At 62.2% G+C, this 13,084-nt stretch carries 11 protein-coding genes; 10 read left to right on the top strand and 1 reads right to left on the bottom strand.

Going from position 1 to position 13,084, the window contains the following annotated elements; genetic code table 11:
- The first annotated feature begins 232 nt into the window (after window positions 1-232).
- The 6 genes from CEC48_RS29125 to CEC48_RS29100 all read left to right on the top strand — a co-directional run bounded on the left by CEC48_RS29125 (window position 233) and on the right by CEC48_RS29100 (window position 6,960).
- The gene (locus CEC48_RS29125) at window positions 233-1,408 is read left to right on the top strand and encodes a M20 aminoacylase family protein (protein ID WP_088426974.1); all 1,176 of its coding nucleotides are present in this window, start codon (window positions 233-235) and stop codon (window positions 1,406-1,408) included.
- A gap of 56 nt (window positions 1,409-1,464) precedes the next feature.
- Window positions 1,465-2,775: a citrate-proton symporter gene (locus CEC48_RS29120; protein WP_088426973.1), complete on the top strand. Its 1,311-nt coding sequence runs from the start codon at window positions 1,465-1,467 to the stop codon at window positions 2,773-2,775.
- A complete protein-coding gene (locus tag CEC48_RS29115; protein ID WP_088426972.1) occupies window positions 2,772-4,214 on the top strand; it encodes an amidase in 1,443 nt (480 codons plus the stop codon). The genes CEC48_RS29120 and CEC48_RS29115 overlap by 4 nt, the downstream gene beginning before the upstream one ends.
- Before the next feature lie 65 nt (window positions 4,215-4,279).
- On the top strand, window positions 4,280-5,050 hold the full coding sequence (locus tag CEC48_RS29110; protein ID WP_088426971.1) for a helix-turn-helix domain-containing protein: 771 nt from the start codon (window positions 4,280-4,282) through the stop codon (window positions 5,048-5,050).
- 160 nt (window positions 5,051-5,210) lie between these two features.
- The gene (locus CEC48_RS29105) at window positions 5,211-5,801 is read left to right on the top strand and encodes a YceI family protein (protein ID WP_088426970.1); all 591 of its coding nucleotides are present in this window, start codon (window positions 5,211-5,213) and stop codon (window positions 5,799-5,801) included.
- A gap of 1 nt (window position 5,802) precedes the next feature.
- Window positions 5,803-6,960: a phosphatidylserine/phosphatidylglycerophosphate/cardiolipin synthase family protein gene (locus tag CEC48_RS29100; RefSeq protein ID WP_088426969.1), complete on the top strand. Its 1,158-nt coding sequence runs from the start codon at window positions 5,803-5,805 to the stop codon at window positions 6,958-6,960.
- Between the two features lie 130 nt (window positions 6,961-7,090).
- On the opposite strand, the gene bglX is transcribed toward CEC48_RS29100, so the two are convergent.
- Window positions 7,091-9,382 carry a beta-glucosidase BglX gene (gene bglX, locus CEC48_RS29095; protein ID WP_088426968.1) on the bottom strand — a complete coding sequence of 764 codons (2,292 nt, stop codon included), beginning with the start codon at window positions 9,380-9,382 and terminating at the stop codon, window positions 7,091-7,093.
- 214 nt (window positions 9,383-9,596) lie between these two features.
- Here bglX and CEC48_RS29090 point away from each other — a divergent pair, with 214 nt between their 5' ends.
- The 4 genes from CEC48_RS29090 to CEC48_RS29075 are packed head-to-tail and all read left to right on the top strand — an operon-like array spanning window position 9,597 to window position 12,835.
- On the top strand, window positions 9,597-10,205 hold the full coding sequence (locus tag CEC48_RS29090) for a LemA family protein (RefSeq protein WP_088426967.1): 609 nt from the start codon (window positions 9,597-9,599) through the stop codon (window positions 10,203-10,205).
- Complete coding sequence (locus CEC48_RS29085) at window positions 10,205-10,930, top strand: YgcG family protein (protein ID WP_088426966.1); 726 nt, start codon at window positions 10,205-10,207, stop codon at window positions 10,928-10,930. Before CEC48_RS29090 ends, CEC48_RS29085 begins: the two co-directional genes overlap by 1 nt.
- A gap of 28 nt (window positions 10,931-10,958) precedes the next feature.
- Window positions 10,959-11,576 carry a TPM domain-containing protein gene (locus CEC48_RS29080; protein ID WP_088426965.1) on the top strand — a complete coding sequence of 206 codons (618 nt, stop codon included), beginning with the start codon at window positions 10,959-10,961 and terminating at the stop codon, window positions 11,574-11,576.
- 41 nt (window positions 11,577-11,617) lie between these two features.
- Window positions 11,618-12,835, top strand: a complete 1,218-nt coding sequence (locus CEC48_RS29075) for an SAM-dependent methyltransferase (RefSeq protein ID WP_088426964.1) — start codon at window positions 11,618-11,620, stop codon at window positions 12,833-12,835.
- Window positions 12,836-13,084: the final 249 nt, after the last annotated feature.

The raw sequence follows: 13,084 nt of genomic DNA, 5'->3' as shown, positions 1-13,084 counted from the left end.
GGCTTGTCCCCCGTTGGAGTGCGTAGCGGCCCCAAAAAAAGCGGGAGCGCTACGCACTCCAACGGGGGACAAGCCCCCTCGCCACAAGGATCTTACCGGCCGCAGGTTCAATGCTCCGGGCTGAGGTTCCACAGGGTGGAACCACCTTTGATTGTCCTCCTGCGCACATCGCGGTTATCTGGCGCTGTGCAACGAAAAAGAACGGGAACACCCGCCTGCGAGGAGAATCACCATGCGCCCACACCAGCACATCCTGGATTGGCTGAGCGATGTCGCCAGCGACCTGCACGCCGTGCGTCAGGACATTCACGCCCACCCCGAACTGGGCTTTGAAGAAAACCGCACCTCGGCCCTCGTGGCGCAATCCCTGCGAAATTGGGGCTATGAAGTTCACACCGGCATCGGCCAGACCGGTGTGGTCGGCGTGCTGCGCAATGGCTGCAGCTCGCGCAAGCTGGGCATCCGCGCCGATATGGACGCCTTGCCGATCATCGAAAACACCGGCGCCGCCTATACCAGCCAACACGCCGGCTGCATGCACGCCTGCGGTCACGACGGCCACACCACCATGCTGCTGGGCGCCGCCCGTTACCTGGCCGCGACCCGTCAGTTCGACGGCACCCTGAACCTGATTTTCCAGCCCGCCGAAGAAGGCCAGGGCGGCGCCGAAGCCATGCTCGCTGACGGCTTGCTGGAGCGTTTTCCCTGCGACGCACTGTTCGGCATGCACAACATGCCGGGCCTGCCCGCCGGCCATCTGGGCCTGCGGGTCGGGCCGATGATGGCCTCCCAGGACTTGCTCACCGTGACCCTTGAAGGCGTCGGCGGCCACGGCTCCATGCCGCACCTGACCGTAGACCCGCTGGTGGCTGCCGCCAGTATGGTCATGGCGTTGCAGACCGTGGTTGCGCGCAATATCAATGCCCAGGACGCCGCCGTCGTGACTGTCGGCGCCCTGCAAGCGGGCCAGGCCGCCAACGTGATTCCCCAACAGGCACTGTTGCGCCTGAGCCTGCGCGCCCTGGATGCCAGCGTGCGTGAACTGATGCTGGAGCGGGTCAAGGCGATCATCCTGACCCAGGCCGCGAGCTTCGGCTGCACCGCGCAGATCGAACATCGCCCGGCCTATCCGGTGCTGGTCAACCACCCTGACGAAACCGAATTCGCGCGCCAGGTCGGCGTCGCCCTGCTCGGTGAAGACGCCGTCGACGGCAACACCGCCAAGCTGATGGGTAGCGAAGACTTCGCCTGGATGCTGCAACGCTGCCCCGGCAGTTACCTGTTTATCGGCAACGGCGTCTCGCGGCCGATGGTCCACAACCCCGCCTATGACTTCAACGACGACATCCTGTTGACCGGCGCCGCCTACTGGGGCGCGCTGGCCGAGAGCTGGCTAAAGCCTGCCTGACGACCTCTTTTTTCTGCCGCTGGACCCTTTCCCAACTGGTTGAATGGAGTGTTCCCATGCAGGCTACAAAACAAGGTGTATCGCGCACCCGCCAGGTGGTCGCGGCGGTGATCGGCAATGCGCTGGAATGGTATGACTTCATCGTCTACGGCTTTCTCGCCAGCATCATTGCCCGGCAGTTTTTTCCGTCGGAGGATGAATATGCGTCGCTGCTGATGGCCTTGGCGACGTTTGGCGTCGGCTTCTTCATGCGCCCGGTGGGCGGGATTTTGCTGGGCATGTATTCGGATCGCAAAGGCCGCAAGGCCGCGATGCAGTTGATTATCCGGCTGATGACCATCTCCATCGCCCTGATCGCTTTCGCTCCCAGCTACGCCGCGATCGGCATGGGCGCGCCGCTGCTGATCGTGGTCGCGCGCATGCTGCAGGGCTTTGCCACCGGCGGTGAATACGCCAGTGCCACGGCGTTTCTGGTGGAGAGTGCACCGGCCCACCGCAAGGGCTTGTACGGTTCCTGGCAGTTGGTGGGCCAGTGCCTGGCGGTGTTCGGCGGCGCGGCGATGGTGGCGTTGGTGACGCACTTCTTCGAGCCGCAAACCCTGGAGCTTTGGGGCTGGCGCCTGCCATTTATCTTCGGCCTGCTGATCGGCCCGGTGGGCTTATGGATTCGCCGGCACATGGAAGATCCCGAGGAATTTATCGAGGCGCGCAAACAGGCTAAAGGCGCGGCGCCGAGCTTGATGGATGTCATCCGCGATCACCGCCGCAGCATCCTTGTTTCGATGGGCCTGGCGTGTGGTGCGACGGTGTCGTTCTACGTGGTGCTGGTGAATATGCCGACCTTCGCCCACAAGAACCTCGGCCTGCCGCTGGACCAGGTGTTGATGGTGCAGATGTTCGCGGTAGCGCTGATGACCGTGGTGATTCCACTGTCCGGCCTGTTGTCGGATCGGTTGGGGCGGCGGCCTGTGTTGATGGCGTTCACCCTGGCATTTTTCGTGATGGTGTACCCGCTGTATGTGTGGGTCGCGGCGGCGCCGTCCATCGAGCGTTTGCTGGTGATGCAGGTGATGCTGTGCATCGCCATCGGCGGCTTTTTCGGCCCGGCGCCGACGGCCCTGGCCGAGCAGTTTCCCATCGAGGTACGCTCCACCGGTGTGTCGGTGGCCTACAACGTGGCGGTGATGGTGTTCGGCGGTTTTGCGCCGTTGATCGTCACCTGGCTCAGCAAGGTGCTGGGCACGCCGGTAGCCCCGGCATTTTATGTGCTGTTCGCTTGCGTCCTGACGCTGCTGGGCACTTACTGCATGCATGAGGCGCCACGGGCGAAACGACCGGCGCCGTTTTCCAGCGAGGTGAAACCTTGAGTATTGTTGAACTGGATGCCATCGAACTGTCTCGGGCGATCCATGCGCGGCAGGTGTCCTGCCATGAAGTGATGCAGGCGTATCTGGCGCAGGTCGAGCGCTTCAACCCGGAGGTGAATGCGCTGGTTTCGCTGCGTTCCGATGAGGACGTGCTGGCCGAAGCGTCGCAGCGCGACCGGGAACTTGACCTGGGCCAATCCCGTGGCTGGATGCACGGCATGCCCCAGGCGATCAAGGACCTTGCGGCCACAAAAGGTCTGCGTACCACCCTCGGTTCGCCGCTGTTCGCCGAGCACATTCCTCCAGACGATGCGATCAGCGTGGCGCGGGTTCGGGCCAGTGGCGCGATTATTATCGGCAAGACCAACGTGCCGGAATTCGGGCTGGGCTCGCAGACTTACAACAGCGTGTTCGGCACCACCGGCAACGCCTACGACCCAAGCCTTGTGGCGGGTGGCAGCAGTGGCGGGGCGGCAGTCGCGTTGGCATTGCGCATGCTGCCGGTGGCCGATGGCAGCGACATGATGGGCTCGCTGCGTAACCCGGCGGCGTTCAATAACGTGTTTGGCCTGCGCCCGTCCCGGGGCCGCGTGCCTTATGGGCCGACGCCGGAACTGTTCATCCAGCAGTTGGGCACTGAAGGTCCGATGGGCCGCAGTGTGGCGGACGTGGCGCGGTTGCTGAGTGTGCAGGCCGGCTACGACCCTCGGGCGCCGCTATCGCTCAAGGAGGATCCGGCGGTATTCGGCGAGCCGTTGCAGCGCGACTTCAAGGGCGTGCGCCTCGGCTGGCTGGGGGATTACAACGGTTACCTGCCGATGGAAGACGGCGTGATGAGCTTGTGCGAATCGGCCCTCAAGGACTTTGCGGCGCTGGGTTGCGAGGTTGAAAACTGCCAGCCGGATTTCTCTCTGGAACGCCTCTGGCAGACCTGGCTGGTACATCGCCATTGGCTGATCCAGGGCTCGCTCGGCGCGGCCTATGCGGACCTGCAAAAACGCGCGCTGCTCAAGCCCGAAGCGCAATGGGAAGTGCAGGGCGGTTTGCAGTTGAGTGCGGCGGACGTCTACCAGGCGTCGGTCAGCCGCAGCGACTGGTACCGCGCCCTCGGCAAACTGTTCGAACGTTACGATTTCCTGTTGCTGCCCACCGCCCAAGTGTTCCCTTTCGATGCACAGCAACCCTGGCCGCGCATCGTCGCAGGGCGCGAGATGGACACCTACCACCGCTGGATGGAAGTGGTGATCGGCCCCACGCTGGCTGGTCTGCCGAGCATGAACGTGCCGGTGGGTTTCAATCCGCAGGGCTTGCCCATGGGCCTGCAAATCATCGGCCCGGCCCAGGCGGACAGGGCGGTTCTGCAACTGGCGTATGCCCACGAACAGCTGACCCGCTGGGTGCAACGACGACCGCCCACCTGCCTGTCCCCGACCGGCTGAGCCGCGACGGGCCTGTATCTTGCTGTGATAATCAGATCATCCATCGGCATCAAGGAGATCGACACATGGGCAGCGACGCCGAGACGGGAACCGTACGCTCAGTGGGGCGGGCACTGGCGATCATCGAGTTGCTCGGCGAGCACCAGGCGCTGGGGCTGGAAGAGTTGCATTACCTGACTCACCTGCCCAAGGCTACGGTCTCGCGGATGTTGCTCACGTTGCAGGAACAGGGCTGGGTCTATCGTGGCCTCAGCGACCGGCGTTATCGCCTGCGGGCCCGGCGCCTGTTCGGCGACACCCAGCAACGCTTCAAGCGCCAGTTGGTAGAAAGTGCGGCGCCTTGGCTGCTGGACCTCAGTGAGCGCACCGGCTTGGTGGTGGACCTGTCGAGCTTCGACGGCGAACGCCTGGAAGTGATGGAAAGCGCGATTCCCACGGCGCTGCGCAAGCGCTACCCGAACAACTGCCAGATTGTCGGCCAGCACGCCAGCCTGTTTCACTCGGCCATGGGCAAGGCGTGCCTGTCGCAATTGTCGGCGGATGAAGTGCAGCGCCTGGCCGGTCGTGAGCGGGTGGCGGAAGACGACCAATACCGTGCGTGTGAACAATCCCAGCACCAGGGTTTTGGCCAGCGCACCGAAGGCTACTGGGAATACCCGGTGCGCCTGCCGTTCCTGATTCGCGCGGTGGCCTTGCCGGTGCGGGCCAACGGGCGGTTGGTGGGCAGCATGGCGCTGCATTGGCCGATGGATCAGGCGCCGGTGGAGCGGGTGTTGAGTCTGCACCTGGCCAGCCTGGAATCGACCATTCGCGATGTGCAGCAGGCGTTGGCTTGATCACCGTTCCCCTGTAGGAGCGAGCTTGCTCGCGAAGAACTCACAGGCACCGCCTTCATTCAGAATGCCCGCGTCATCGTTGACAACCTTCGCGAGCAAGCTCGCTCCTACAGGAGGTCTTTGTTACTGTTCGTTCAGGTTTTTCGCCACACGAGTCTCTATGTTCAACGCGTCCCTGTTCAAACCCCTGGTCTTCCTGCTGCTGGCCGGTGCCGCCGTGCCCGCCCACGCCGATTGGTATCTGGACAACGAGTCCTCACGCCTGTCGTTCGTCACCACCAAAAACACCGACATCGCCGAAGTGCAGCGCTTCCTGGTGCTGCACGGCAAGGTCGACAGCAAAGGCGCGGCACAGCTGGAAGTCGAGTTGGAGTCGGTCAACAGCGGCATTCCGCTACGTGACGAGCGCATGCGCAATGACCTGTTCGAGATCAAGGCTTTCCCCGATGCGCTGATCAACGCGCAGATCAACCTGCAACCGATCAACGACCTGGCTCCCGGCGCGCAATACGAGCTGCGCCTGCCGTTGTCGGTGACGCTGCACGGCAAGACCCAAACCTATAGCGCCGAACTGCTGGCGACCCGTCTGGATGATCGGCGCTTCCAGGTAGTGACCCTGGAGCCATTGGTGGTGCACGCCGAGGATTTCGATTTGCTGCCGGGCGTGGCCGCGCTGCGCAAGGCCGCCGGGCTGTCGCAGATCAGCCTGTCGGTGCCGGTGGGTGCGGTACTGATTTTCACGGCGCGCTGACATGAGCGGCGCAGTGTTCCCGTGGCGCAGCGCCAACCGTTTCGAGTTGATGATCGACGGTCCGAGCTTCTTCCCGCGCATGTTGGAAGGCATCGCCCAAGCCGAGCAACAGGTGGCGCTTGAGCTGTATCTGGTGGAAGCGGGCGCGTGTGCCGAGGCGATGGTTCAGGCCTTGGTGGCCGCTGCCGAGCGCGGCGTGCGCGTACGGTGCCTGTTCGATGATTACGGCAGCCTGGCGTTTACCCTGGGCCTGCGTCGGCGGTTGATCGACGCCGGGGTAGACCTACGTTTCCACAACCGCCTGAGCTGGCGCCGCTGGATGCGCAACCTCTACCGCGACCACCGCAAGCTGTTGCTGATCGACCAGACCATCGCTGTGGTCGGCGGTACGGGTGTGACGGATGAATTTTGGACGCCCGGGGAAGACACCGCCGACTGGCACGAAGTGATGGTGCAAATTCGCGGCCCGCTGGTGCTGGATTGGCAGGCGTTGTTTGATCGCCAATGGCTGGCCAACGACGATCGCCGGGCCTGGAAACCGCCCATGCATTTTGGCCTGCCACGCTTGCCCAAACTGCCGGCGACAGGGCCGGGGTTGGGGCGTGTGGCTTATGCCGACGCCCGCCAGCATCGCGATATTTTGCAGTCTTTGATCCGCGCGCTGAACAGCGGCCACCAACGTATCTGGTTGGCTACGCCGTATTTCCTGCCGACCTGGGGTGTACGGCGTGCCCTGCGCCGGGCGGCGGGGCGCGGGGTAGATGTGCGTTTGCTGCTGACCGGGCCGCGTACCGATCACCCGTCGGTGCGGTATGCCGGGCACCGTTATTACCCGCGTTTGCTCAAGTCCGGGGTGCAGATTTTTGAATACCAGCCGTGCTTCCTGCACCTGAAAATGGTGCTGGTGGACGATTGGGTAAGCATTGGCTCGTGCAACTTCGATCACTGGAATTTGCGCTTCAACCTGGAGGCGAATCTGGAAGCGCTGGACCCGGAGCTAACGTTGGCGGTGGCAGGGAGTTTCGAGAGGGATTTTGCCAGGAGCCAGGCGGTGAGCCTTGAGGCGTGGCAGTCGAGGCCATTGTGGCGGCGGGTGAAGCAGCGGGTGTGGGGGTGGATTGATCGGTTGGTGGTTAACCTGCTGAACCGACGCGGATAGCCAGACCACTGAGATCAAATGTGGGAGCTGGCTTGCCTGCGATGCAGACACCTCGGTACTTCAGATGCACCGAGGTGATGCAATCGCGGGCAAGCCCGGCTCCCACACTGACCGCGTTTACAGCTTTAGATCAAAGCAGCTCGAAGCTCTGCCGCTTCACATCCTGCGAATCCAGCCCAATCTGCACATTGAACTCGCCCGGCTCAGCCGCGAACTTCAACTGGGTGTTGTAGAACTTCAAGTCATCCTCGGTGATGGTGAAGTGCACCGCGCGCTCTTCACCGGCCTTGAGCATGATCTTCTGGAAGTTCTTCAATTCCTTCACCGGGCGAATCATCGAGCCGGCCACGTCCTGGATGTACAACTGCACCACGGTTTCGCCGTCAACCTTGCCGGTGTTTTTCACCATCACAGTGGCGTCGAGTTTGCCGGTCTTGTTCAGGGTGGTGGACGACAGCGCCATGTCCGACAGGCTGAAGCTGGTGTAGCTCAAGCCATAGCCAAACGGAAACAAGGGCCCTGTGGTGTCATCGAAGTACTGCGAGGTGTAGTTGCCTGGCTTGCCCGGGGTGTACGGCCGGCCAATGCTCAGGTGGTTGTAGTAGGTTGGAATCTGCCCCACCGAACGCGGGAAGGTGATCGGCAGCTTGCCCGACGGGTTGTAGTCGCCGAACAAAACGTCGGCGATTGCGTTGCCGCCTTCGGTACCGGCGAACCAGGTTTCCAGGATCGCGTCAGCCTGTTCGTTCTCGTCGACAATCGACAGCGGACGGCCATTCATCAACACCAGCACCAGCGGTTTGCCGGTGGCTTTCAAGGCCTTGATCAGGTCGCGCTGGCTTTGCGGGATGTTCAGGTCGGTGCGGCTCGACGACTCGTGGGACATGCCACGGGATTCGCCCACGGCAGCTACCACTACGTCGGCGTCTTTGGCAGCCTTGACCGCTTCGTCGATCATTGCCTGGGACGAGCGCGGGTCATCCACCACTTCCGGTGCATCGAAGTTCAGGAAGTTGAGGTAGTCGACCACTTTCTTGTCGTTGGTGATGTTGGCACCACGGGCATAGATCACTTTGCCCTTTTCACCGATCACCGCGTTCATGCCGTCCAGCAGGGTCACCGATTGCGCGGGTTTACCGGCAGCGGCCCAACTGCCCATCATGTCGATCGGCGCCTTGGCCAGCGGGCCGACCAGGGCGATGGTCGCGTTCTTTTTCAGTGGCAGGGTGTTGTTCTGGTTTTTCAGCAACACCTGGCTGCGGCGTGCCACGTCACGTGCATCGGCGCGGTGCAGGCGGCTTTCGGCGTAGGTGTCGGCCGGGTCATCCTCGGCCTTGCCGATGCGCAAGTACGGGTCGGCGAACAGGCCCATGTCGTACTTGGCGCCGAGCACTTCGCGCACGGCGTTGTCGATGTCGCTCTGTTCGATCTCGCCGGATTTCAGCAGGCCGGGCAATTCCTTGCCGTAGAGCGAGTCGTTCATGCTCATGTCGATGCCGGCCTTGATCGCCAGCTTGGCGGCTTCACGCCCGTCCTTGGCCACGCCGTGCTTGATCAGCTCGAAGATCGCGCCGTGGTCGCTCACGGCCAGGCCCTTGAAGCCCCAGTCCTTGCGCAGCAAGTCGTTCATCAGCCAGGTGTTGGCGGTGGCGGGCACGCCGTTGATCGAGTTCAGCGCAACCATCACGCCACCGGCGCCGGCCTTGATGGCGGCGTGGTAGGGCGGCAGGTAGTCCTGGTACATCTTGACCGGGCTCATGTCGACCACGTTGTAGTCGCGACCGCCTTCCACTGCGCCATACAGGGCGAAGTGCTTGACGCTGGCCATGATGCTGTCCGCCTTGGCCGGGCTGGTGCCCTGGAACGCCTTGACCATCACTTTGGCAATGCGCGAGGTCAGGTAGGTGTCTTCGCCAAAACCTTCGGAGGTACGGCCCCAGCGCGGGTCGCGGGAGATGTCGACCATCGGTGCAAAGGTGATGTCGAGGCTGTCCGCGGCGGCTTCCTGGGCGGCGATGCGCCCGGAACGGCCAATGGCGTCCATGTCCCAGCTGGAAGCCAGGGCCAGGCTGATCGGGAAAATCGTGCGGTGGCCGTGGATCACGTCATAGGCGAAGAACATCGGGATCTTCAACCGGCTGCGCATGGCCGCGTCCTGCATCGGACGGTTTTCCGGGCGGGTGATGGAGTTGAAGGTGCCGCCTATGCGACCGGCGGCGATTTCCTTGCGGATCAGCTCGCGGGGCATTTCGGGGCCGATGCTGATCAGGCGCAATTGGCCGATCTTTTCATCGAGGGTCATTTGTTTCAGCAGGTCACTGACGAAGGCGTCCTTGTCCTTGAGTACTGCGGGCTTTGTTTCGGCAAATACGGAATGAGTGGCCAAACTGACAACAAGGCCGAGCAAACACAGCTTCTTCATGAAAATCCTTTCTCGCAGCCTCGGGACCGGAGAGCGTCTATTGTTGTTCGGGTGTTGTTCAGATAAATGCAGCACACTTCTGAACTCTTATTGGCGCTGGGCATCTTTTAGCTGATTGGCCCGATGCAATCCAGTGGGTGGTGGCGGATTATGCCCTAAGCCCGTGGCTAAAACGTCAGTCAGCACATTTCATAGGTTTGGCAGGAGAAACACCATGCAAGCAGCACAAGGTTACCGCTGGGGCTGGAAGGCCGTGGCATTGATACTGGTGAGCACCGTGCTGAGCGGTTGCGGCATCAACAAGATCCCGACCCTGGACGAACAGGCCAAGGCGGCCTGGGCCCAGGTGCAGAACCAGTACCAGCGGCGTGCCGACCTGATCCCCAACCTGGTGGAAGTGGTCAAGGGCTACGCCGCCCATGAGCAGGACACTCTCACCGCCGTGATTGAAGCGCGGGCCAAGGCCACGTCGATCCAGGTGGATGCCAGCACCCTCGACAACCCGGAAAAACTCAAGCAATTCCAGCAAGCCCAGGACGGCTTGAGCGGCGCGCTTAGCCGCTTGATGGTGGTGTCCGAGCGCTACCCGGACTTGAAGGCCAACCAGAACTTCCTCGCCCTGCAATCGCAACTTGAAGGCACCGAAAACCGCATCGCCGTGGCCCGTCGCGACTTTATCCAAGCGGTGCAGGCCTACAACACCGAGATTCGCACTTTCCCCGGCCGCCTGTGGCACAGCGTGATGTACAGCGACTTGCCGATCCGCGCCAACTTCGAGGCCACCAGTGCCGATGCCGATAAAGCGCCGCAAGTGAAATTCTGATGGGCAAGCGCGCTTGGCTGCTGGCGGCGGTGCTGCTGGCCTTTAGCCTGACCGCCCAGGCCGCCCTGAACTTCCCGGCCTTGACCGGGCGGGTCGTCGACAACGCCCAGATGATCGACCCGGCCGTGCGCGCGCAGCTGACCCAGCAATTGCAGGCGCTGGAACAGACCAGCGGCGACCAGATCGTGGTGGTCACCGTGCCCGACCTGCAAGGCGTGCCCATTGAAGACTTCGGTTATCAACTGGGCCGCGCCTGGGGCATCGGCCAGAAGGGCAAGGACAACGGCGCCTTGCTGATCGTCGCCCGGGATGAGCACAAGATTCGTATCGAAGTGGGTTATGGCCTGGAAGGCGTGCTCACGGATGCGCAGTCCTGGGTGATCATCAACCAGGTGATCGCCCCGGCGTTCAAGGCGGGCAACTACAGCAAGGGCATCAGCGACGGCGTGGCGGCGATGCTGCAGGTAGTGGGCGGCGATCCGCTGGCGGTGCCGGCGCATGTGTCTGAAGCCAACTTTGCCACGCAAAACCCGGGCATCTCCTTCGGTCTGTTTATCCTGTTGCTGGCGGTGTTGTGGCTGTGCAATCGCATGGGCCTGCCCGTTGGCGCTATCCTGCTGGCGATTCTCAGCAGCAGTGGCCGTGGCGGCGGGGGAGGCGGCGGTGGTGGCTTCAGGGGCGGCGGCGGTGGTTTCGGCGGCGGTGGCGCCTCGGGCGGCTGGTAATGACAATAACTAGAGAGCATCAACAACCATGGCACTACTGAGTCAACACGAGCAACGCCAGGTCGCCGAGGCGATCGCCAGGGTCGAGCAACAGACCGACGCCGAACTGGTGACCGTGCTCGCGGCCCGTGCCGACGACTACGCCTATATCCCACTGTTGTGGGCCAGCCTGTTGGCGCTGGTGGTGCCGGGGATCGTTCACTATTTGTCGGGCTGGTTGAGCATGTACACCTTGCTGCTGGCGCAGTGGGGCACGTTTGTGGTGCTGTGCCTGGTGTTTCGTTTGCCCAAGATCACCACCCGGCTGATCCCGCGCTCGGTACGCCACTGGCGCGCGTCCAACCTGGCGCGGCGGCAGTTTCTGGAGCAGCACCTGCACCACACGCTGGGCAGCACCGGGGTGCTGATTTTTGTCAGTGAGGCGGAGCGTTATGTGGAAATCCTGGTGGACAAGGGCATTTCCAAGCGCCTGGATGACAGCTGCTGGGATGGGATCGTCAAGGAATTCACCCGCCAGGTGAAACAAGGCCAGACCCTGGCCGGCTTTATCAGCTGCATTGAAGCCTGCGGGGAGTTGCTCAAAGAGCATGTACCGGTGACCCACGCACGCAATGAGTTGCCGAATCGGTTGGTGGTGTTGGAGTAGTGTAAAATTCCCGGCATTCCCTGCCCGAGGCGTATTTGTTCATGTCTGCCACCGCTAAACCTGCCAGCCCCGCGCCGGATCATCACGCGCAGTTTCTCGAACTGCTGAGCGCAAGCCTTGAGCAAAACGCTTTTATCAAGCTGGTGCTGGCCAAGTACGTGGGCATCGAGCCCGACCTGCAGAAGCTGATCATCAAGCAACTGACGGTCAAGGATCAGCCTTGCCTGTCCTTCGTCTACCGCTACAAGACCCGCGACATCACCAAGAACTTCACCCTGGAAGACGGCTTAGCGGCGATTGCCGAGCTGTTGCCGGCCTCGTTCAAGAACGCGCACCTGCTCTCGGTGACCGACGAAGCCCAGTTGGAATACAGCAAGAAGAACAAAAGCTCGCTGTTCAAAAGCAAGCCGCAACAACTGCGGGAGGCACCGTCTGCCGAGCACAACCGTGAGAAAAATCGCTTCCTGGACCTCACCCGGCCCTTTCTCTCTGACCTTGGCGTGACCAACGCCAAGCACGAGCTGATCCCGGCGATGTCGCGCAAGTGGAAACAGATCAACAAGTTCATCGAAGTGTTCAGCCACGCGCTGACCACTTCACCGCTGAAGCTGGACCAGCCGGTGCGCGTCGCGGACTTTGGTTCGGGCAAGGGCTACCTGACCTTCGCCATCCACGACTACTTGCGCAACACCCTCAATGCCGAGGGCGAAGTCACCGGCGTGGAACTGCGCGAAGACATGGTGACCCTGTGCAACAACGCCGCCGCCCGCCTGGACCACCCGGGGTTGGTGTTCAAGTGTGGTGATGTGCGCAGCGTCGCGCCCAGCGAACTGGACGTGATGATCGCCCTGCATGCCTGCGACATCGCCACCGACTACGCGATTCACACCGGCATTCGCTCCGGTGCGTCGATCATCATGTGCTCGCCGTGCTGCCATAAGCAGATTCGCCTGCAAATCCAGAGCCCGGTGCTGCTCAAGCCGATGCTGCAATACGGCCTGCACCTGGGCCAGCAGGCGGAAATGGTCACCGACAGCCTGCGTGCGTTGTTCCTCGAGGCGTGCGGCTATGAGACCAAGGTGTTTGAGTTCATCTCGTTGGAGCACACCAACAAGAACAAGATGATCCTCGCCGTGAAACGTGCCGAACCGTTGGATAACGCTCAACTGCTGGTGAAAATCCAGGAGCTGAAAGCGTTCTACAACATCACCGAGCACTGCCTCGAAACTCTGCTGCGGGCGGACGGTTTTTTGAGTTGAGCACGGACTCAATGTGGGAGCGGGCTTGCTGTGGTGAGCGGGCTTGCCCCGCGTTGGGCTGCGAAGCAGCCCCATCAATCTATGGTGAACCCGACGGGGGACAAGCCCCCTCACCACAGCAAGCCCGCTTGTGTCTTGATCCGGGATTAAGCTGAGGGTGAGAGCGGTGAGTGGCAAGCTGAATGCCCGGAGTGCTTAAAGCACGTGTGGGAGCCCATGCTGCCACTCACCTCTCCGCTCTGGACATGA

It is taken from the genome of Pseudomonas sp. K2I15 (genome assembly GCF_002204795.1).
GTDB lineage: Bacteria > Pseudomonadota > Gammaproteobacteria > Pseudomonadales > Pseudomonadaceae > Aquipseudomonas.
This window is presented reverse-complemented; position numbering and strand designations above follow the sequence as displayed.